This window comes from Anoxybacillus sp. B2M1 (genome assembly GCF_001634265.1).
GTDB classification, from domain to species: domain Bacteria; phylum Bacillota; class Bacilli; order Bacillales; family Anoxybacillaceae; genus Anoxybacteroides; species Anoxybacteroides rupiense.
Genome location: NZ_CP015435.1, coordinates 186,710 through 206,939 on the forward strand (window position 1 = coordinate 186,710; position 20,230 = coordinate 206,939).

A 20,230-nucleotide genomic window follows, 5' to 3' on the forward strand; every position below is an offset into this window, starting at 1 on the left:
CGTGAATATTTACGAAGCGATTGAACAGCTTGTTCAGTACGGGGTTGCCAAAGGGCTGCTAGAGCGGGAGGATGTCATTTACGTACGCAATCGGCTGCTTGCCACACTTGGGCTAGAAGAGTGGCACCCCTCTGAAGAGCTTCCGCCGCTTCCGTCCTCCCCGTCCCCGATTTTAGCAGCGATTCTCGATTGGGCATACGAGCAAGGGCGATTGCAAACCAACACGGTAACGGAGCGGGATATATGGGAAGCGAAGCTGATGAATTGTCTCATGCCGCGACCGTCAGAAGTCATTCGCGAGTTTTTGGCCAAATATCGAAACAGCCCGATGGAGGCGACCGGCTGGTTTTATTCGTTGAGCTGCGCTTCTAACTATATTCAAATGGATCGGATTGCAAAAAATCGTCAGTGGAAGGTGAAAACGGAGTACGGGGATATTGATATTACCATTAATTTATCAAAACCGGAAAAAGATCCAAAGGATATTGCTCAATTAAAAGCGAAGCCGCCTTCGTCGTACCCGAAATGTGTGCTCTGTGCGGAAAATGAAGGATATGCGGGAACTTGGCATCATCCGGCACGCGCCAATCATCGCATGATTCCGCTTTCGCTATTAGATGAACAGTGGTATTTTCAATATTCTCCTTATGTATACTACAACGAGCATTGCATCGTTCTTAGCGCTAAACATGTACCGATGAAAATGGAACGAAAGACATTTGCCCGCTTGCTCGATTTTATCGAACAATTTCCGCATTACTTCATCGGATCGAATGCTGATTTGCCAATTGTCGGCGGCTCCATTTTAGCGCATGACCATTTTCAAGGTGGGCGTTATGGATTCGCCATGGAGAAAGCGGCCATCGAGGAATCGATCCAGCTGCCATCTTATCCGTCATTAACCGTCGGCATGGTTCACTGGCCGATGTCAGTCATCCGTTTGCGCGGCCAAAAATCCGAGGTGCTCAATGCGGCCGATCTGATTTACCAAACATGGCAAACCTATAGCGATGAAAGCGTCGGGATTCTCCATGAAACCGGCGGCACACCGCACAACACCGTGACGCCGATTGCGCGCCGGCGTGGCGATTTATTTGAGATGGATATCGTCTTGCGCAACAATCGGACATCTGAAGAGCATCCGTACGGCATTTTCCACCCGCACGAAGAGTTGCATCATATTAAAAAGGAAAATATTGGACTGATTGAAGTAATGGGGCTTGCGGTTCTTCCGGGACGGCTCGCGGCCGAATTGGATGCGCTCAAGCAGTGCCTTGTGCGCGATACTCCAACGGAACATTGGGCTGCGCCGCTGCGGAAGCACGCCGATTGGGTCGAACAGATGCGCCATCGATACAACCGTTTCAGCGAGGAAAATGTGGAAGAGATGTTGCGCTATGAAGTCGGACAACGCTTTATTGTCGTGCTTGAACATGCGGGCGTGTTTAAACGGACGGAAGAAGGAAAGCGGGCGTTCCGGATGTTTTTGCGGAGGGTAGCAGAACAGGCGCATGTGGAAAGGAAGTGACATGTTTCATCCATGGCGACATTAAAAGAAATCGCAGAAAAAGCGGGAGTGTCGGTAGCGACCGTATCACGCGTATTAAATTATGATCCAACGCTCTCTGTGTCAGAAGAAACGAGAAAGCGAATTTTTGAAATCGCACAAGAGCTAAATTATAAAACGATGCGTGAGCGCAGCCAACAAACGGCGAAAGAACGGTTGCGATTCGGCCTTGTCCATTGGTACTCTGAAGCTCAGGAATTAGGTGATCCTTATTATATGGCGATTCGCTTAGGGGTGGAAAAAGAATGTTTTCATCGCCAAATTGAACTTGTGAAATTGTTTAAGCAGGACGGTTCCTATGAGTCCGAATGGCTCTCAGGGCTCGATGGCATCATCGCGATCGGAAAATTCGGCCCAAAAGATATTGAGGTGTTTTCATCAAGCGCGGAACAAATAGTGTTTGTCGATTTTGCGCCTGATGAAAAGCGGTTTGATTCCGTTGTCGCCGATTTTCGCCAATCGATGATTGGCGTGCTCGATTACCTTCTCTCTCTTGGTCATAAACGTATTGGCTACATCGGCGGCCGGGAGTATATCGATGGAAAGACACCGATTAACGATGAACGGGAAGCGACGTTTTATGAATATTTATATGTAAAAGGAATCTATCGTCCGGATTATGTATTCACTGGACGCTTTACGGCGGAAGATGGATACATGCTGATGAAACAAGCGCTAGAGAGAAATGATCACCCGACTGCTTTTTTCATTGCTAGCGACTCGATGGCGATCGGCGCCTTGCGAGCATTGCATGAGGCGGGTGTTCGTGTTCCAGAAGAGATGTCAATAGTCGGCTTTAATGACATTCCCACATCAGCGTTTGTTCAGCCACCGCTGACAACCGTTAAAGTGCATACGGAGTTTATGGGGGAAACCGCTGTTGAACTGTTGGTTGAAAGGCTTTCCACCAAGCGGCATTTGTCAAAAAAAGTCGTCATCCCTACAGCCTTAGTTGTCCGTGAAAGTAGCGATGTTTGTATAAAAAAGGATTAATTTTATGTATATGGAAAAACAGGGTGTTCTTGATGCAGAACACCCTGTTCTTATAGACAAGCGGTTCAATGAAATTGAATATCGATTGATTTTCGTTGCTGATTATTTGTTTTCGGAACATGGATATTGAGAACGCCGTTTTTATAGGTTGCCCGAATTTGTTCAGCATCTGCGTCAGAAGGAAGCGGAATAGAACGGTGGAAGCGGCCGAAAAAACGCTCGCGCCGATGCATTTGTTCTTCCTTGACGGATTCGTCTCGTTGAATGGTTCCACTGATGTGGAGAGTTTGCTGATGAACATCGATATGAACATCTTCCTTTCGTTCGAGCCCTGGAAGATCACAGGAAATCATATATTCCTTATCGTTTTCATGCATATCAACGCGCGGCATCATTGCTTCGCTATCAGGAAATAATGATGAAAAATCACGAGTGAATAAACGATTGAAATCGCGCCGCATCGTTTCGAAATGGCGAAATGGATCATAAGGCACTAACGGCATTAGTAATTCCTCCTTTTTTCTTCATGTCGACATATAGTATTTTTCTCTGCTTATTTTTTATACGATGTGATCATTCATCCAGCTGCATTTCTAGAAGCGACATATGATAGAAAAGAAAGGAGGATGAAATAGATGGAAAATAAATGGAGATGGACGTCCTTTAGCTTGATCTATCTTGCACTTTACTATTGCTGTCTTTTTTTCATTCGCCATCCCATTGTTCACGCCTTGGTTGCTCTATGTGGCACATCTGTCGTTTTGATATGGATCTGGCTAGCGTATTGCGGCCGAAACAGCGGCTATTTTGGTTGCTGCTGTTGGCCAGTCTGTCGACTTATTGGATTCGTGAAAGTATTTTGTTGTATGAAACGGCTGCTACACAGACGGAATGGTTTCTATGGCAAGCTAATGGATTGGATGAAATTTCTATCATTTTGTATTTTATCGCGCTTCTATCTTTGGCGGCGGCGAACGAAACTAGAGTGCATTTATTTCAGCAACTGCTCGATGTGTTGATTATCGTTTCCGTTGGGGCGTTAGTAGACTCGATTGGTTTGAATCGGCTATTCTCTCTTTCGTATTTATCCGTTTCCCACCTTTTTATGTTCTCTAGTATTTTTCTGTTAGAATTAGCGACTGCATATGTATTGGGGATTTTCCTTTTTTCTTCTAGTTCAGCGGCAAAACCTGTTTTGGCCTGGCATATAGCAGGGGCTATCCTTTTGATAGCAGCGGATGGAACGGATCGAGCAAGGACGCTGTTATTCGCTTATTCCTCTCCAAGCCATTCTTTAGATTTTCTTATTTTTGCCGGTTTATTGATGATGGGGCTGTCAGCTGTATTTGCTGATAGGGAGATTTTTCTGTGCTTAAAAAAGCAAAAAAGTCTCTTGTCATTTAAAGTTCTGTTCTTATATATGGCGTTTATTCCTTCGATTTTTTTCTCCATTTTGCATGAAGAAGCGCGTGAGGCTAGAGAGATCGCTGTGATTTTTATGGCTATTGGCGTCTTTGTCATAATGCGGCTGGCTGTTGCTTTGTATGAGAGTACGCGATTATTTAGGAACATGCAGCTTTTAAGCAGAGGGCTGGAGCAAAAGCTGGTCAATCAGACAACGGAATCAGAAAGAAAGACCGAAGAATTGCTTTATTTAGCGAGGCATGATTGTTTAACACGCCTGTTTAATCGAAGTGCGTTTATTGCGGCGCTTGAGCAGGCGCTTCAGGAGGCGAAGCAACGGCATCATTTGCTCGCTGTTATATTCATTGATTTAGATCGTTTTAAGCAGGTAAATCATTATTTTGGCCAGCGAGCGGGGGATGCTCTTATGGAGAAAATGACAGAATGGTTAAAGCAGTCACTTCGACAAACAGATGTCATCGGGCGACAGGGAGGGGATGAATTCGCCTTAATTGTTTCGCCGGTGTATAAGCTCCAACAGCTTCGTTCGATCGTTGAATCGATTTTATCTGTTTCTCAACAGCCTTTGCCGGTTAACGATCTGGAAATGCGTGTTTCTATATGATGGAGAAACAGGAGAATCACTGATGAAAAAGGCAGACATTGCGTTATCTCGCGCTAAAGAACAAGGAAAGAACCAATATCAATTTTTTAATGGCAAAATGGATCAAGGAATCATGCAAAAAACAATAATTGAAACAGCGATCTATCAGGCCATTAAACAGAGGGAATTTACTCTTTTTTATCAACCGCAATTTGATATCGCTACAGGTCAAATAATAGGCATGGAGGCGCTGATTCGTTGGCATCATCCGCAAATGGGCTTGATTCCTCCGCATATGTTTATTCCTGTTGCAGAAGAAACGGGGCAGATTATCGCCATTGGCGAGTGGGTGATGGAAGAAGCGTGCCGGCAAGTGAAGCAATGGAATGAGCAGACAGGACGAGCGCTCAGAATCAGTGTCAATATCTCGCCTAAGCAGTTTTTACAGGAAAAGCTGGTTGAACAGATTACGGCCATTTTGAAGAAAACAAATTTGACAGCAGACAGCGTGGATCTGGAAATCACAGAAGGCGTGGCCATTTTTAATGAGCAACACACGATTCAAAAGCTTAAACAGCTGAAAGCGTTAGGAGTTCATATTTCCATTGATGATTTTGGAACCGGTTATAGCTCTCTTAGCTATTTGCGTAAATTTCCGATTCATCGTTTAACATTCTTCAGTCGAGAAGTCTCCCACTTCTAAATCTTGCGAAGCTTGATGAAAGTGGGAGATGAATCGACTTCGGACAAGGACAGGCTTTTGCCTGTTCAATTGTCTGACCCTGTGGTAAAATAAACCTATGTCGTTCTTTCATAACTGGATATAGGAGGTTGCATGGAGAAAATAAAATGCGAAAACCAAGCGGATCCTTCCATGCGTAAAATATCCAAGGTACAAAAGAACTCCGAATTGTCGGACATCTAGGGTTGGAACGACCCGAAGTCACGCTCAGGGAGACGAAAGGCGGCTTTCGTCGTGGAACTGAGAAGCTCCCACTTCAAGCTTTAGCTAAGTGGTGAGTAGTTCACAGATCGCCAAAGTATTTATTGATGGAATTGCGCAAACGGAGGAAGATCAAGCGATTGTCGCTTCCGTTATCGGTTTAGCGAAAAATTTGAAGTTGCGCGTGATTGCTGAAGGCGTGGAAACATTTCAACAGCTGCAAATTCTTCGTTCCCTTCATTGTGATGAAATTCAAGGATATGTTCTGGGAAAACCGTTAGCAAAGGAAGAATTTGAAAAAGGGTATTTAAAATAGCCTCCCTAAACAAAGGAAAGAGGGAGGCGATAGGTTGTCTAAGGCTATCGCTGAACGTATTCCATCACGTCTAAATGGAGTTCAATAAGCGCCAATTTTGTTTCATTGGCTAACGGCGAAGCCATAATGCGTTTAACAGCATAATGGAATTTTACCTCTGGAGCTTGACGAACGCGTGGATGAGTCATTTCATCTCTCAGCTCTTTTTCAATCGCTTCATGAATGAGCGCCTTACATCTTTCCTCTGTCAGCTCTTCCTCTTTGTTGAGCGAGCGATTGGACCAAAGTGACCGATAAGCTTCAAACAAATGCATAAATGCAGCCATAGAGATCCCCCTCTGTTGCGCAAAAGTACAAAATTCATTATACAACGATTGTATGATAAAATCATAAAAACAGATTATTCCGAATGTGGATGGCTCTAAGGCGTTAATTTAGGCAACGGCTAGATAACGATGTTTTTGACCAAAGTATATTGACAAATTATTTGTATCGATATAGAATGAAAATCGTCGCTATTTAGATATAGATAGTGATGGCTTGAAAAAATCATATTGACAATCTCACTTGTTTTATTATAATAATACTTGCTTACGTTTTTAAACACGCGGAAGTAGTTCAGTGGTAGAACACCACCTTGCCAAGGTGGGGGTCGCGGGTTCGAGTCCCGTCTTCCGCTTCAAAAGGATCTTTGTAATCGGTGCTCATGTGTGAATGGTTGCTTTAGAGCGGGAAGTAGCTCAGCTTGGTAGAGCACATGGTTCGGGTCCATGAGGTCGCAGGTTCAAATCCTGTCTTCCCGACCAGTTTCATTTTTGGGGCCTTAGCTCAGCTGGGAGAGCGCCTGCTTTGCACGCAGGAGGTCATCGGTTCGATCCCGATAGGCTCCATCGAATGGAGGAGTACCCAAGTCTGGCTGAAGGGGTCGGTTTCGAAAACCGATAGGGGTGTCACAGCCCGCGGGGGTTCGAATCCCTCCTCCTCCGTCCTATACATATCGCATGATTAGATGTCATACATATACGTGATAGCGGAATCACAGACGTTTTATTGAAATAATTTTAAAGATATACATATGTTTAACTGTTTTCGGTGAATTCGCTTTGTTGTATAGGAAAGCAAAGGGGATTTATGGTCAATTGGTCTGGAATGTGCGATCAATGACCCGTCGCTGATGTCATATTGACAAAATAGTCGTTGTGCACCGTATTTTAATGTACGGATGCGAATAAACATCCAACCAATGTACATCGTATCATGGCTCGATAGCTCAGTCGGTAGAGCAAAGGACTGAAAATCCTTGTGTCGGCGGTTCGATTCCGTCTCGAGCCATTTTTTATAGCTGGAGGGGTAGCGAAGTGGCCAAACGCGGCGGACTGTAAATCCGCTCCCTGTGGGTTCGGCGGTTCGAATCCGTCCCCCTCCACCAGTTAGGGGCATAGTTTAATGGTAGAACAGAGGTCTCCAAAACCTCCGGTGTGGGTTCGATTCCTACTGCCCCTGCCATTTTAGTATGGCGGCTATGGCGAAGTGGTTAACGCACCAGATTGTGGCTCTGGCATTCGTGGGTTCGATTCCCACTAGTCGCCCCTTGATGAATATGGAGAGGATTGGGGTATAGCCAAGCGGTAAGGCAACGGACTTTGACTCCGTGATGCGTTGGTTCGAATCCAGCTACCCCAGCCAAATGCGGAAGTAGTTCAGTGGTAGAACACCACCTTGCCAAGGTGGGGGTCGCGGGTTCGAGTCCCGTCTTCCGCTTTGATGGCGGCATAGCCAAGTGGTAAGGCAGAGGTCTGCAAAACCTTTACCCCCGGTTCGAATCCGGGTGCCGCCTTTGTTGCGAGTGTAGTTTAGTGGCAAAACTTCAGCTACGAGCGATGCGTCATTGAATATGTGACGAGTTGCTGATGTCGTGGGTTCGAGTCCCGTCACCCGCTTGTGGCGGTCCAATGGATCGACGAACCGTCTCATTGCTCTGTTTTTCGAACCAATGAAAGAGGCATAGCAAATTGCTTGCGACAGAAATGAGGATGATGTCCCAGTAGCTCAGTAGGATAGAGCAGCGGCCTTCTAAGCCGTCGGTCGGGAGTTCGAGTCTCTCCTGGGACGCTGAAAAAAGGGGTTTCCTATAAAAGGAAGCACCTTTTTTTCATGAGCAAAAGCAGCTCTTTTGCTTCAGGTTAGTTCGATGGGTCTTTTGTAGTTGTTCCTTTAGATAGGTCTGAGTTCTGAAATCGTACCATGTTGAGCGATTTGAAGGGAAGCCGTATTTTTATTGAAGCTGTAGTTTGCGCGTTGGATCATTGGTTGCTTCTATATGGCCCCCTGATTATTTTAGCGTGGTTTGCGCTTCAAGGTAGGATTTTGGCACTTTATGGACTTCGTATGCTGTACAAATTCCCGACTCAATCGCCCCTTGGATCCACCCGTGAACCGTTGAAGCGTGTTCTCCTGCAAAATAGACTCTTCCTTCGGGAGAACCGATATATTGCGAAAGCTCAGTGACTTGCTCGGGCTTAAACATCGTAAACGCCCCTCCAGAATACGGATAACGAACCCAACTATGGCTAATTCCTGTTTCGAACTCATGATAAACCTGCTGTCCATGAATAACAGCCAAGTTTTTAAGGGTATACTCTAGCCGATTTTCATCACTTAAACTATCCCATGGTATCGTATCGTCTTCCCATGTGTAGCTGGCCAGTACAACTCCTGGACCAGAGCTTCCCAGTCCGTGGCTTGGATATTGAGTATAAGTAATTGGAAGATCAGAGATAGTTCGACCGCCAAACATTCCTTCTTTTTCCCAGAAACGATGTTTAAATTGAATACCAGTTTTCGTGGAACCGACATAGTGAAGCTCGCGAATCGCTTTCCACTTGTTTTGGGAAAAAGAGTTTCTTGGCTCGATCTCTACAAATTGTAAAATCGAAAATGGAATGGTCACAATGACGAGATCGCCTGTAATTTGAAATGGCTCTAAAATTTTGGTATGCACGGAATGGACGGTCACCTGATTTTGATTTTGTTCAATTTTTCGAACCTTTTGTCCATATAAAATATCATTTTGCAATTGTGGGACAAACGCTTTAGGAAGCTGATCGTTTCCGCCAGTAATCTCATAAAATTTAATGTTTGGGGTAAATAGCACCATTAATTCGCGCAGCATTTCCAAAAAAGAAAGCTCTGGAAATCCTTCTACTGTCTGAATGGATTTAATCATATCAATAGCGCCGCGAGACAGCCTCATTCCAAAAGGATTGTATCGCAAGTAAGTATCCAGTGAATATTTATCCAATTCACGAATGGCAATCGGCCAATTTTTGATTGGATTTTTCTGAATAAAATCGATGACGGGTTTAATAGCCATTTGCAACAGTTCAGTAGCAGTTTTTCCTCGCTCTTGTGGCCAAACAGGAAATCCGAAGATGCTTGGATCTTTTTCGTATGCTTTTAAACGAGCCTGCGTTCCCCGCAAGTAAAGCCAATCGTTAGGTGTGCTATTGATGAACGGATTGACAGGGAGCTTAAATTTTTTAATATATTCAAGCGTTAAATAATGAGTGTGCGGAATGCGCATGGCGCCTGCTTCGAGATATTGATCCTCTCCGCGAAAATTAGAGCGGATCGTGTATATTCTTCCGCCGACTCGTTCCGAGGCTTCAAGAATGGTGACCTGATGTCCCGCCTGCTTCAGCAAAGAAGCAGAAACAAGTCCCGCCATGCCTGCGCCGATCACAATGACTTTTTTAGGATCGTCCGTTTTCTTTAGTCCATTCCTAATAATGGAAAGCATTTTTTCCATGGATAGCTTTGGAAACACATAGCTATACATACTTTCCCCCCTTTTTTATGGGAAATTCTCGCGCTGTTCATGAAGAAAAGCTTTATTACTTATCGTATTCGGAAGGAAAGTACATATATGATAAAAAAATGCACATGCTTATGCTCATCTTTGCTCAGGGATCGTGCGATTAACTCATATTTTCAAACGGCGTTCCGTGTGTCTTCAATTGCTGGAAAGCGCATGATTTTGCTGTTTGGGTGCAGAAGCGATTCATTTAAAAAGTATACAAGGAAAGAGAGCTTATCTGCATGGAATGACATATCCCTTGCTATGTTAACATGTGCAGCGAAGGGAAGCTTGGGATGTTTTTAGCCGTCGGATGGTTGAACAACAACGCTTCACCGAAACATGAATGGAGCTGAAAGCGGCGTTGTTTCATGTGTGAAAAACGCGGGCTTTATAGACGCCATTTATTCGGTCTTTAAGTGATAGAGGAGAGGGGGGATGCTCGCTGCTTGAAGGAAACAGCAGTCATCAAGTGAAAAAGTTGGTAAAATGTTTTGCTTTTATATAAAAAGTGTGTTATAGTGAATTTAAACCATTTTACTTTTAATACAATAGGGATTTAAACATGCTGTAGCTTCAAAGGAGATGGCAAGGTTAAATCTCCTCAGAGGTTGCAGTTTTTAATGTCTTTTTATTACTTGTGAAATGGTTAAAAAATGGATATGTGCATTAAGGTACATTTTAGGAGGATTTTTTTCATGCAAAATGGTAAAGTAAAATGGTTTAACGCTGACAAAGGTTTTGGATTCATCGAGGTTGAAGGCGGTCCGGACGTATTTGTCCATTTCTCAGCGATCCAAGGCGAAGGCTTTAAATCTTTAGAGGAAGGCCAAGAAGTTACTTTTGAAGTGGAGCAAGGTAACCGTGGCCCTCAAGCGACGAACGTAAGAAAAAGCTAATTGAGATGCGAAAGGGTGGGCTGCTTTTTCTTTTTTTACAGCCCTCCTTTTTTATTTTCTTAAGTTTTACGTATTTGTTTGATAGGAACCGCCTTTCGGATCTGATGAAGAACAAGCGCGTTCAGCCAGCATTGACCAAAATCGGAAACAGCCATGACGGATATTGGTATAGTCTGTTGGATACGGATTTCCATTAGAAATGATGGAATGGGACCATAGCGAAGAAGGGCCAATTTTGGAGGTGGAGAGTTGAATAACAAAGCGGACGATGCGAAAAGTATGTTGATTAAGATGATGCGGACTTATAAAACAAAAACAGTAAGAGAGACGGGACAAAAGCTTGTGACCATGAGGGAAGAAGTGAAGCAAGCACTAAGAACGGGAAAAAGCTTAGAAGGAAAAGTGGTCACGCCGAGCCAGACGAAGGAGCTGCGGAAGCGTCTATTGCATTACCGGGAAGAACTAGAGAGGCTAAAGCTTTATCATAAAACTTACAAAGAAGAGAAACAAAACGGCAAATAAAAAGTGGCTGAATCATGACAGGGACTGCTTGGGGAAAGAAGCTCCCTTTTTATTTTGTATCTGTTAAAACGAGGAAAGAATCATTCACCGTATAACATATAGACAGCCGCGACCTTTCGTATGAAAGGGCCGCGGCTTATATTTTTAGAGGAAGACAGAAATAAAAGCGTCATCCTATTTTGTATGGTATGGATTTTTTATTCTGGATTAAACGCCCAATTGCCGTTGCGGAAAATCGGTTCGCGCTTGCCATCTTTGGTGACGCCGTCAATGTTCAATTCGGCGGAGCCGATCATGAAATCTTCATGGATGAGGCTGTCGTTGATGCCGTGCACGGTCAGTTCTTCTCTCGCCATGGATGTTCCGCCTTGAATATTAGTCGGATAGGCTTTCCCAAGAGCGAGGTGGCAGGCCGCGTTTTCATCAAATAGTGTGTTATAAAAAATGAGATGAGAATCTGAAATCGGCGAACGGTGTGGAACGAGAGCCACTTCTCCGAGATGTCGTGCTCCGTCGTCCGTCTCGAGCAAATGCTTTAATGTTTCATAGCCCGTTTCTGCTGAAAAATCGACGACTTTTCCCTCTTTAAATGTAAGGGTGAATCCGTCAATGACGTTACCGCCGTAGTTCAACGGTTTTGTGTTTCGGACCGTTCCGTTTACGCCGTCTCTGTGCGGCATTGTAAATACTTCTTCAGTTGGGATGTTTGGATTAAAGCGAATGCCGCTTTCACTGGTTGACGCTCCGCCGTGCCAGATGTGGTTTTCGACAAGCTCAATCGTTAAATCCGTGCCTGGAGCTGTGTAGATCAGCTGTTTGTATTGCTTCTGATTTAAATAATCCACCATTTTGGCCAGCTTTTGATTATGCTTTTCCCAAGCTTGGATTGGATCTTTTTCGTGCACGCGTGTTACTTGAAAAATAACCTCCCACAGCTTGTCGATCGCCGCTTGCTCCGATAAATCAGGAAATATTTTTTTCGCCCAGGCTGCCGTTGGGACGGAGATAATGGACCAGCAGTTTTGGTCGGACATCAAAGCGCTGCGGTAATTTTGTAGTGCTTGAGAAGATGTTCTCGCAAATGTCGCGATGCGCTTCGGATCGACATCCTTTAATAGATCGGGATTAGGAGAATAAATGGAAAGAAAGGCTGCTCCTTCTCTCGCCATCTCTTCCATGCCTTGCGCTCGCCACATCGGATATTCGGAAAACGCTTCATCTGGTGCATGCTTATATTTAATATATTGCAATTCTTCGTCGCTCCATTCGACATATACGTGCTTGGCTCCGGCTTCATAGGCTTTTTTGGCGATTTTGCGAACAAGCACGGCAGCATCGAGCGGAGCATTGACAACGAGCGTTTGTCCTTTTTGAATATTGACGCCAATATGAACAGCAAGTGCCGCATATTTATCAAGAGATTGTTCCAAATGTTCCATAACCAAATCCTCCTCTTCACTTTAACATCAGATTGCAAGTTTGTATGACAATCCATCTTTAGTCTTTCTCCCAAGCTTGCGCCCATTGCTCGATAGCCTCAATGACGGGCTGCAACGCTTGTCCTTTTGCTGTCAATACATATTCAATGCGCACCGGAGTCTCGGGATAGACGTTGCGCTCGACAATACCGGCCTCTTCTAATTCTTTAAGCCGTTCCGATAGCAGCTTGCCGCTAATCGGCATGGCGGCTTCGATTTCCGAAAATCTTGTTTTCCCTTCTAATAATTGGCTGATAATTAAGCCAATCCACCGTTTGCTTAGTAACGTCATCGCGGCTTCAAACTTAGGGCAAAGGTTTGATGAGTGGCATGAACCCGTTTTCTTTTTAAGCCCTTTCAAAACTTTCACCTTCTATCCGTGCAAACGTTCTGCTTCTTCGTAGTATTTTCTCATAAATAGAGGATCTTATCAACTGAAAACAAGGGAAAAACATGGGAGAACACTTTTGATTCCCCCTCCGTTTATTCTCCGTTTAGAGACAGGAGGCTCCAGCTAAAAATGGTTCTTTACAAATATATACAAAATAGAATATAATTAAAATTAGAAGAATATCTAAATATTTTTTGTTTTATATTTAGATGATTTTCTAAATATTGAACTACATCATATCGAAAGGTGATGTAACCATTGTCTTTTAACGAAGCATTTAAAGCAATCGCTGATCCGACGCGAAGACAAATTCTTACTTTGTTAAGAAAGGGGGACTTAACAGCTGGGGAGATTGCTTCTCATTTCGAAATGCAAAAGCCCAGCGTATCCCATCATTTAAAAATTTTGAAGCAGGCCGATCTCGTTCAAGATAGACGGGTTGGGCAGCATATTTATTATTCTTTGAACACCACTGTGTTTCAAGATTTGATGAGCTGGTTTTACGATTTTTTTGATAAAGGAGGGAAGGGCTCATGAGGTCGAACCGGATTGCGGTCATCTTAACCGTTTTAAGTTATGTATTGAGCATTGCCGCTATTTTTTATTTGCCTGACCAAGTCGCTACCCATTGGAACGCAGAAGGAGAAGTGGATGGCTACAGCAGCAAATGGTTTGGCGCCTTTCTGTCGCCGGTATTGATCACTGCCGTTGTCATCTTAATGAACGTAATGCCAAAGATGGATCCAAAACGTAAAAATTATGAGAGTTTTAAAGGAAGCTACCAAGTGATTCTGGTTGTGCTTGTTCTTTTCTTTTTCGCTCTTCATGTTGTAACGCTTGCCTACAATCTCGGCTTCCCTGTCGATGTCAATTTGTTTGTGCCGCTTGGAATCGGCCTGCTGTTTATTGTGCTAGGAAATTATATGCCGAAAATGAAGCCTAACTATTTTATTGGCATTCGGACACCTTGGACGTTAGCAAATGAAACTGTATGGAATAAAACCCATCGTTTAGGCGGGAAAGTATTTGTGCTGCTCGGCATGATTCTGATGATGACGGTGTTTATCGAAGGAGCGTGGCGCTTTTTCACGTTTATCATCGCGGTGATGGCTGGCGTCCTCTATTTGGTCATTCAGTCGTATTTGTATTTCCGAAAAGAACAAAGCGGCCATTGATGGTGGAAAAATAAGAGCAGGGAAGAGAGAGGAGTATGATCGTGGCAGGAAGTATGGCAGGGATTATTGTTCAATTTATTATTTCGGTGTTTATTCCAATTGGTCTAGTGATTTATGGGAGAAGAAAAGGCTGGCTGTCCTGGAAGCCTTTAGGTGTAGGGATTCTCATCTTCATTTTGTTTTCGCAAATTCTAGAAAAATTGCTTCATGTTGCGGTGATTGACCCTACTGGCCCATCGCTCAAATGGACGGACAATCCGTTTTTATTTGTAGTATACGCAACGTTGGCTGCCGGAATATTTGAAGAGATGGGGCGCTATCTCGGCTTTCGCTGGCTGTTGAAGAGACATCACGATTATCAGGATGGACTATCGTTTGGTATCGGACATGGCGGCATTGAAGCGATTCTTATTGGCGGAATAGGTGCAGTCAATGCTTGGATTTTGACCAACTTAATTCAATCAGGGGCCTTCGAGCAAGTGATCGCTGCTTCTTTATCAGCAGATCAGGCAGCGCTGCTGAAGCAGCAAGTACAGCAGACGACATTTGCTATGTATATGCTTGGCGGTTTTGAACGGCTTTTTGCTCTTTCCTTTCATATTGCGATGTCGCTTCTTGTGCTGTTCGGGGTGCGCAGACGTCAGTTTCGCTATGTGATTTATGCGATTTTGCTTCACGCACTGATGGATGTCGCTTCGGCGCTGTATCAAGTGAAAGCTGTTACGAACATTTGGCTTGTTGAAGGTGTCGCGTTTATATTCGCTATCATTGCCCTGATCTGGACGAGAAGGGTGAAAACGCAGTTTGTAAAGGAACAAGGCTGATTGTGATTGAGGGCAGGCGCTGATTGTGCTTAGTTTCTTGTGCCGCTGAAGCATGCTAATTTTAGCCGTGCTGAACTTCCTGATAAGTTGGACGAATGAAACGGTGAAGAATATTTGCAAACACTTGTCAATCGAAGTAAAGCAGGATAAAAAAACGATGCAAAAATATCCTTAAAATGTTAAAAATATGCAATTAATGGAGGTTAATAGTGGAGTATTTAGAATTTTGAGTGATTCGCTGCTGTTTTGAAACCGCGATAAAACGGGCTGCAGACCAGACAAATGTTTGGAGCTCAGCCCATTTTATCAGGGAGAGGCAGAGAATCAGCGATGATATGACAGGTGAAGTACCGTTTTTCTTTTCTATGCCTCCTCTTTAATACATGAAAAATGATTGATAGACGCTACTGCCTTCGCTCGTCCGCGTGCCTTGTCTGCCAAGGGCTTTCCAGACAGCGGAGGGAGTAGAAGCGAAATGACTGGAGCATTTATTGATTTTGCTCACAATCCCCCATACAGAACGATAGATGGTATTCTCTCATCTTTTTCCTTTATTCTCTCGATAGCTTGTTATGATCGACCCATAGCATAATGCTTCGGACAAACATTGTTAATAAAAACATCGTCACAAATGAGTACCACCATTTCCATGTGTAATATTCAATTAAGTCCGTATATTTCTCACATAATACTTCAATCAAGGTCATGGCTGTTGTATACAATAAACCTTGGCCGACGATTCCTAAAAATGACGAACGAAGCGATGTTTGATAAAAGTAAACACAAACAACAGGAAATAATACATATTCAAATAAAATGCTCGTATCGAAATACTCGGGTAAAAATCGGACAGGGTAGTCGAGCGTATGGGTTTCGACGACAATGACGCCAAAAAAGGTAGAAAAGTATGCTTTGATTAAAAAGGCGAGCAAAGAGTTTTTGATGAGCAACGGTTTTCTGATGAAACTAAAGAGCAATAAGGCGATGCCAAGAAACAGCAATGCCCATAAAATCAGTTTGTCCATGGCATGCTTCTCTCCTAAAATCGTTTTGTCTTTGTTTAGTATGCCCGAGTTTGAAGAATTCATGAATATTTATAAACGATGGCCGCTATAGCCTTCGTATGATACGATCCATATACGAAATCTCCCTCCTCTTAACCGAGTGTGGGTTACGGAAGGTTCATTGGAAATGGAGGAACGAATTAAAATATTGACGAAAAATATTTTTTGATATCATAAATTTTTAATTTACTTAAAATTGATTTAAAATATGATAAATCATTATATTATAGTGTAAGTACTTTTCATCATAAAAGAACAATTAGGAGGTTCATCTATGAGAGTAGCAAACGGGGTAGACATGCTCGAATTGACGGTTGAAGCTTTTAAAACTTGAAATGGTGATCGACAAATTCAAAACGGACATTGTCGATCACCATCTTTTACTGGATATGAAAATGATGCTGCTGTAACGTAATCATCATTTGTTCTTTTGAAATTTTTTTGTCGTCGAATTCGACTTTGATTTCCCCATCAGCCGTATCGATTAATACTCTTTCAACGCCTTCAAGTGAGTTTAAAAGCTGTTCGATTTGCTGAATTGGCTGCTGGGAAACTGCTTCTGTGACAAAAAAGGTTGCTTCTGACATACTCTTCTCCTTTAAATTCATAATTTCTTTTGTGGCATCCATACAAACTTGAAAATGGTTGAACCATTGCACCGGGGGAAGGCACGCCGCCGCCCCGTACTTCATGAAATCGTGCTGTGAAACGGCTGATCGGTTGTTAAGTACAACACAAATCCGGGATAAAGGCAAATGCCGCCACACACTAGTGTAACCAAACATTTTCAATTTTTATCCATAAAATGAACTCCGGCGTCTGACCAAGTCTAGGGTTTGAGCATTTTTTCGCAAAGAGTCAAGCGGAAAGGAAGCAAATGATAAAGATCGAGCTTTTAGCTCAAAAAAGAGATCGTCCAATGGTTGGATAGGGACGGGAAAATTGTAAACTTCTTCGCGATTTTATATAATGGTGAAAACAAATGAAAGGAGGAACGATGATGGGGCAGCATTCATCGATTACATCTTTGCTCATTGTCATTGTTGTCGCATTTTTTACTCCGCTTTTCCTGCATCGTTTTCGCCTCCAAGTTATTCCGGTTGTTGTTGCTGAAACGGTTGTTGGAATTATGATCGGTAAAACGGGGTTGAATATCGTTAAGGACGATATGTGGCTTGAAACATTGTCAACACTTGGTTTTCTCTTTCTGATGTTTTTAAGCGGATTGGAAATTGATTTTTCGGCATTTGCGCGTAAAACGAAAAAGAAGAAGGAGGACGAACCGAACACATTTATTCTTGCCTCTACAGTGTTTGTCGGAATTTTTCTCGTATCACTTGGTCTGTCTTATTTATTTGTCTGGGCCGGCTACGTGGATAATGCCTTTTTAATGACGCTGATCATCTCGACGATCTCGCTTGGGGTGGTTGTGCCAACGTTGAAGGATGCCCAGCTGATGAAAACATCCATTGGTCAGACGATTTTGCTGATTGCGGTCATTGCTGACTTAGTAACGATGGTGTTGTTGGCTGTTTTTGTTTCCGCCAACGAATCCAATAGCGGAAATACGTGGTTGCTTCTTGGCTTGTTTGTCGCTGGCGTTCTTTTTTATTTCGCCGGGAAACATTTTAAACGCCGTTCGTTTGTTGAAACGATGGCGAAGGGAACGATTCAAATTGGCACTCGCGCCGTCTTTACGCTTATTATTGTGCTGGTGGCGCTCTCGGAGTCGCTTGGAGCTGAAAATATTTTAGGCGCGTTTTTAGCTGGCGTTCTTGTTTCGTTGTTATCGCCCAATCCAGATTTTGTCCATAAGCTCGATTCCTTCGGCTATGGTTTTTTCATTCCGATCTTTTTTGTGATGGTTGGAGTGAACTTGGATTTGCGGCCGCTCTTTGCCGAACCGAAAATTTTATTGCTCATCCCGCTTCTCTTTCTCGCTCTTGTCATTTCGAAGGTGGTGCCTGTCTATTTGCTGCGTATTTGGTATGATTCCAGAACCACGCTTGCTTCGGGGTTTTTGCTCGTTTCCACACTGTCGCTTGTCATTGCCGCCGCGACCATTGCCGAACGTCTCGGGATGATTGATGAAAATATGAAGGGCGCGCTTATTTTAGTGGCCGTATTAACGAGCGTCGTTTCGCCGATCATGTTTAAGAAGCTATATAAGAAGCAGGTGGAGGAAACGCCGAAAATGGCAGTGAAGCTGATTGGCACGAATCAGTTTACATTGGCGGCCGCCCGGGATTTGAACGCTCAGCAGTACGAGACGACCTTATACCATATTAAAGAAGAAAAGCTGGAGCTTTTGGCATTGGATCATGTGTTCCCGATTATTGATATTGAAGATTATTCATTTGCGGTATTAGAGGAAAACGGGGCTTTTGCTGCGGATGTTGTAGTCGTTCTGACGGGCAATGAAGCAATTAATGCGCAAGTGGCTGCTTGGGCGAAGGAGCAGGGAGTTTCACGTGTCATCGCCTTTGTTGACTCGCCAAATACCGTTCAAGAATTGCAGGCAAAGGGAATTGAAACAGCTTCCATTGCTCTTTCGGCGGCTGCGGTCTTAAAGTCCTTCATTGTTTCGCCTCATATTGTCGATATGCTGACAGATAGCAACGCGGCGCTCCATGAAATCGAAATGAATCATTCCGCGTACCATGGGGTCTTGCTTCGTCAATTTCCATTCTTAGGAGATTGTATTATTGTCCGCATTTTCCGCGGCAACGAGTCGCTCATTCCTCATGGAGATACAGAATTGCGCATGGGCGACCGGCTGATTGTTACGGGCTCGGAAGAATATGTGTGGGAGCTAAAGGAACTGTTCGAATACGGGAAAGCATTGTGAAGCGAAAGAGCTGTTTTTTGCTTTTGATAGAAAAGAAGCAGGTTTATCCATTAAATGAAATGATAGGTAATCCACACTAGTGAGAAAGAAGGAAGCGTTGTGCGAAAGAAGAACAACGCTTCCTTCTTTATTTATATAGAAGCCTGCCAAACGCAAGATGGTGAAGGAGTGAGGGGATTCGCTCAATGTTGGAACGATGATTACCGCGATCCACTCTTTTTTGTTTTGCTTCATGACGACAAGCTTAGAAAAAAGGTAATTTTTTACCATTATTTGTTATAAAAGGTGGAGATTTTATGAAATCTATGATAAATTGGAAACGAGCAGCGTATATTGGGACTGTAGGTGTTATTTTATGAACAAGGAGGAAGCATCATGAGTTTATCAGCGTTGAAGCGTCAAGCAAGGCAGTCTCTTAAAGGAAAATGGGGCACAGCTGTTTTATTGATGATGATCTATTTTTTGGTGAGTGTGCTCATTCCGACGGTCATAGAAATCATCATCAGCGGGGGATGGGACGTATGGCTTGAGCAGGAGAACACGCCCGCTTCGGCCGATGTATTTAACATCCTGTACTCCCTTGCCGCGATTCCATTCAGTATCGTAGTATATTGGTTGTTTTTAGAGGTATATAGAGGAAGCGATTTTAACATCGCCAACATCTTCACCATTTATGGAGAAGGGAAGCGTTCGCTTAAGCTGATCGGCACCTCGATTTTGTTTGGCATTTTCGTCTTGCTTTGGAGCCTATTGCTTATTATCCCTGGAATCATTAAATCATTGGCATATTCACAAACCTTCTTTTTATTGAAAGATCACCCGGAATACGGCGCTCTTCAAGCGATTACAGAAAGCCGCAAGCGGATGAAAGGGTATAAAGGGAAGCTGTTTTTATTATATTTGAGCTTTATCGGTTGGGGAATTTTAAGTATTTTCACCCTTGGCATCGGACTATTATGGCTTATTCCTTATGTTTATGCTTCACTTGCTGCCTTTTACGAAGAATTCATCCGCACGCAAGAAGAAAGCGTGGAATAATCAGGTACGATCGCTGCTCATCGCTGCATGCACCTCCCATCGCATGCGGAACAAGATAATGGCGGCCAGCGGATTGTCTCGTGATGGGCTTTCCGTTGCCGCCATTGCTTTTTGGACAAAAATTCCGATAGATTTTATGGGGAAAATCGGGATCAGTCAGATGCTTTGCTAGATTGAAAGGAAACGAACAATCGGCCTTGTGTTTGGATAAAGTGGATCGCAGGGAGCCGGCCAAAAGCATTTGACAGGCCGGTTTCTCGATCGATGGATTGGATCAGCCAAAAGCAGCTAAAACTCCGATAGAAAGA

At 43.6% G+C, this 20,230-nt stretch carries 19 protein-coding genes and 13 tRNA genes; 25 read left to right on the plus strand and 7 right to left on the minus strand.

What is annotated here, in order from left to right:
- The first annotated feature begins 1 nt into the window (after position 1).
- On the plus strand, positions 2-1,528 hold the full coding sequence (galT, locus tag GFC28_RS01015; protein ID WP_044742308.1) for a UDP-glucose--hexose-1-phosphate uridylyltransferase: 1,527 nt from the start codon (positions 2-4) through the stop codon (positions 1,526-1,528).
- Between the two features lie 12 nt (positions 1,529-1,540).
- Complete coding sequence (locus GFC28_RS01020; RefSeq protein WP_044742309.1) at positions 1,541-2,560, plus strand: LacI family DNA-binding transcriptional regulator; 1,020 nt, start codon at positions 1,541-1,543, stop codon at positions 2,558-2,560.
- A gap of 65 nt (positions 2,561-2,625) precedes the next feature.
- On the opposite strand, the gene GFC28_RS01025 is transcribed toward GFC28_RS01020, so the two are convergent.
- A complete protein-coding gene (locus GFC28_RS01025; protein ID WP_044742310.1) occupies positions 2,626-3,063 on the minus strand; it encodes an Hsp20/alpha crystallin family protein in 438 nt (145 codons plus the stop codon).
- A gap of 239 nt (positions 3,064-3,302) precedes the next feature.
- Here GFC28_RS01025 and GFC28_RS01030 point away from each other — a divergent pair, with 239 nt between their 5' ends.
- From GFC28_RS01030 to GFC28_RS01040, 3 genes are all read left to right on the plus strand, one after another.
- Positions 3,303-4,589, plus strand: a complete 1,287-nt coding sequence (locus tag GFC28_RS01030; RefSeq protein ID WP_066329520.1) for a GGDEF domain-containing protein — start codon at positions 3,303-3,305, stop codon at positions 4,587-4,589.
- Between the two features lie 22 nt (positions 4,590-4,611).
- Complete coding sequence (locus GFC28_RS01035) at positions 4,612-5,271, plus strand: putative bifunctional diguanylate cyclase/phosphodiesterase (RefSeq protein WP_052660925.1); 660 nt, start codon at positions 4,612-4,614, stop codon at positions 5,269-5,271.
- A 313-nt stretch (positions 5,272-5,584) separates the two neighbouring features.
- Positions 5,585-5,827, plus strand: coding sequence for an EAL domain-containing protein (locus tag GFC28_RS01040; RefSeq protein ID WP_066329517.1), 243 nt, complete (start codon positions 5,585-5,587; stop codon positions 5,825-5,827).
- Between the two features lie 44 nt (positions 5,828-5,871).
- On the opposite strand, the gene GFC28_RS01045 is transcribed toward GFC28_RS01040, so the two are convergent.
- Positions 5,872-6,153, minus strand: a complete 282-nt coding sequence (locus GFC28_RS01045) for a hypothetical protein (RefSeq protein ID WP_066145315.1) — start codon at positions 6,151-6,153, stop codon at positions 5,872-5,874.
- A 281-nt stretch (positions 6,154-6,434) separates the two neighbouring features.
- On the opposite strand from GFC28_RS01045, the gene GFC28_RS01050 reads away from it, so the two are divergent.
- The 13 genes from GFC28_RS01050 to GFC28_RS01105 all read left to right on the plus strand — a co-directional run bounded on the left by GFC28_RS01050 (position 6,435) and on the right by GFC28_RS01105 (position 7,939).
- Positions 6,435-6,506 (plus strand) — tRNA-Gly (locus tag GFC28_RS01050).
- 50 nt (positions 6,507-6,556) lie between these two features.
- Positions 6,557-6,633: transfer RNA gene (locus GFC28_RS01055), tRNA-Pro, on the plus strand.
- An 11-nt stretch (positions 6,634-6,644) separates the two neighbouring features.
- Positions 6,645-6,717: transfer RNA gene (locus GFC28_RS01060), tRNA-Ala, on the plus strand.
- A 6-nt stretch (positions 6,718-6,723) separates the two neighbouring features.
- Positions 6,724-6,813: transfer RNA gene (locus GFC28_RS01065), tRNA-Ser, on the plus strand.
- A 273-nt stretch (positions 6,814-7,086) separates the two neighbouring features.
- A tRNA-Phe gene (locus tag GFC28_RS01070) sits at positions 7,087-7,159 on the plus strand.
- Positions 7,160-7,171: 12 nt separating this feature from the next.
- Positions 7,172-7,256, plus strand: a tRNA-Tyr gene (locus tag GFC28_RS01075).
- 3 nt (positions 7,257-7,259) lie between these two features.
- A tRNA-Trp gene (locus GFC28_RS01080) sits at positions 7,260-7,333 on the plus strand.
- 10 nt (positions 7,334-7,343) lie between these two features.
- Positions 7,344-7,416 (plus strand) — tRNA-His (locus GFC28_RS01085).
- A gap of 22 nt (positions 7,417-7,438) precedes the next feature.
- A tRNA-Gln gene (locus GFC28_RS01090) sits at positions 7,439-7,513 on the plus strand.
- A 3-nt stretch (positions 7,514-7,516) separates the two neighbouring features.
- Positions 7,517-7,588, plus strand: a tRNA-Gly gene (locus GFC28_RS01095).
- Positions 7,589-7,593: 5 nt separating this feature from the next.
- A tRNA-Cys gene (locus tag GFC28_RS01100) sits at positions 7,594-7,664 on the plus strand.
- Positions 7,665-7,669: 5 nt separating this feature from the next.
- Positions 7,670-7,767 (plus strand) — tRNA-Arg (locus GFC28_RS19100).
- A 98-nt stretch (positions 7,768-7,865) separates the two neighbouring features.
- Positions 7,866-7,939 (plus strand) — tRNA-Arg (locus GFC28_RS01105).
- Between the two features lie 220 nt (positions 7,940-8,159).
- Here GFC28_RS01105 and GFC28_RS01110 read toward each other — a convergent pair.
- Positions 8,160-9,665 carry a flavin monoamine oxidase family protein gene (locus tag GFC28_RS01110; protein ID WP_044745811.1) on the minus strand — a complete coding sequence of 502 codons (1,506 nt, stop codon included), beginning with the start codon at positions 9,663-9,665 and terminating at the stop codon, positions 8,160-8,162.
- Positions 9,666-10,381: 716 nt separating this feature from the next.
- Here GFC28_RS01110 and cspD point away from each other — a divergent pair.
- Together cspD and GFC28_RS01125 are read left to right on the plus strand one after the other, a co-directional pair.
- A complete protein-coding gene (cspD, locus tag GFC28_RS01120; RefSeq protein WP_044745812.1) occupies positions 10,382-10,582 on the plus strand; it encodes a cold-shock protein CspD in 201 nt (66 codons plus the stop codon).
- Between the two features lie 249 nt (positions 10,583-10,831).
- Positions 10,832-11,104 (plus strand): hypothetical protein, encoded by a 273-nt coding sequence (locus GFC28_RS01125; protein WP_044745813.1) that lies wholly within the window; start codon positions 10,832-10,834, stop codon positions 11,102-11,104.
- A gap of 197 nt (positions 11,105-11,301) precedes the next feature.
- Here the strand turns inward: GFC28_RS01125 and GFC28_RS01130 are convergent, their stop codons facing one another.
- Positions 11,302-12,543, minus strand: a complete 1,242-nt coding sequence (locus tag GFC28_RS01130) for an aminopeptidase (protein ID WP_044745814.1) — start codon at positions 12,541-12,543, stop codon at positions 11,302-11,304.
- Between the two features lie 58 nt (positions 12,544-12,601).
- Positions 12,602-12,874 (minus strand): winged helix-turn-helix transcriptional regulator, encoded by a 273-nt coding sequence (locus GFC28_RS01135; protein WP_044745828.1) that lies wholly within the window; start codon positions 12,872-12,874, stop codon positions 12,602-12,604.
- Between the two features lie 357 nt (positions 12,875-13,231).
- Between GFC28_RS01135 and GFC28_RS01140 the strand changes: the two genes are divergently transcribed.
- From GFC28_RS01140 to GFC28_RS01150, 3 genes are read left to right on the plus strand one after another with little or no spacing between them, the layout of a single operon-like run.
- Positions 13,232-13,510, plus strand: coding sequence for an autorepressor SdpR family transcription factor (locus GFC28_RS01140; protein ID WP_044745815.1), 279 nt, complete (start codon positions 13,232-13,234; stop codon positions 13,508-13,510).
- Positions 13,507-14,148: an SdpI family protein gene (locus tag GFC28_RS01145; RefSeq protein ID WP_044745816.1), complete on the plus strand. Its 642-nt coding sequence runs from the start codon at positions 13,507-13,509 to the stop codon at positions 14,146-14,148. Before GFC28_RS01140 ends, GFC28_RS01145 begins: the two co-directional genes overlap by 4 nt.
- A gap of 35 nt (positions 14,149-14,183) precedes the next feature.
- Entirely contained in the window at positions 14,184-14,972 is a 789-nt protein-coding gene (locus GFC28_RS01150; RefSeq protein ID WP_044745817.1) for a YhfC family intramembrane metalloprotease, read from the plus strand.
- Positions 14,973-15,523: 551 nt separating this feature from the next.
- Here the strand turns inward: GFC28_RS01150 and GFC28_RS01155 are convergent.
- Together GFC28_RS01155 and GFC28_RS01160 are read right to left on the minus strand one after the other, a co-directional pair.
- Positions 15,524-15,997 (minus strand): CBO0543 family protein, encoded by a 474-nt coding sequence (locus GFC28_RS01155; protein WP_044745818.1) that lies wholly within the window; start codon positions 15,995-15,997, stop codon positions 15,524-15,526.
- 419 nt (positions 15,998-16,416) lie between these two features.
- Positions 16,417-16,623, minus strand: coding sequence for a metal ABC transporter ATPase (locus tag GFC28_RS01160; protein ID WP_044745819.1), 207 nt, complete (start codon positions 16,621-16,623; stop codon positions 16,417-16,419).
- Between the two features lie 413 nt (positions 16,624-17,036).
- On the opposite strand from GFC28_RS01160, the gene GFC28_RS01165 reads away from it, so the two are divergent.
- Both GFC28_RS01165 and GFC28_RS01175 read left to right on the plus strand, forming a co-directional pair.
- A complete protein-coding gene (locus GFC28_RS01165) occupies positions 17,037-18,884 on the plus strand; it encodes a monovalent cation:proton antiporter family protein (RefSeq protein ID WP_044745820.1) in 1,848 nt (615 codons plus the stop codon).
- 375 nt (positions 18,885-19,259) lie between these two features.
- Positions 19,260-19,922: a DUF975 family protein gene (locus tag GFC28_RS01175; RefSeq protein ID WP_044745822.1), complete on the plus strand. Its 663-nt coding sequence runs from the start codon at positions 19,260-19,262 to the stop codon at positions 19,920-19,922.
- Positions 19,923-20,230: the final 308 nt, after the last annotated feature.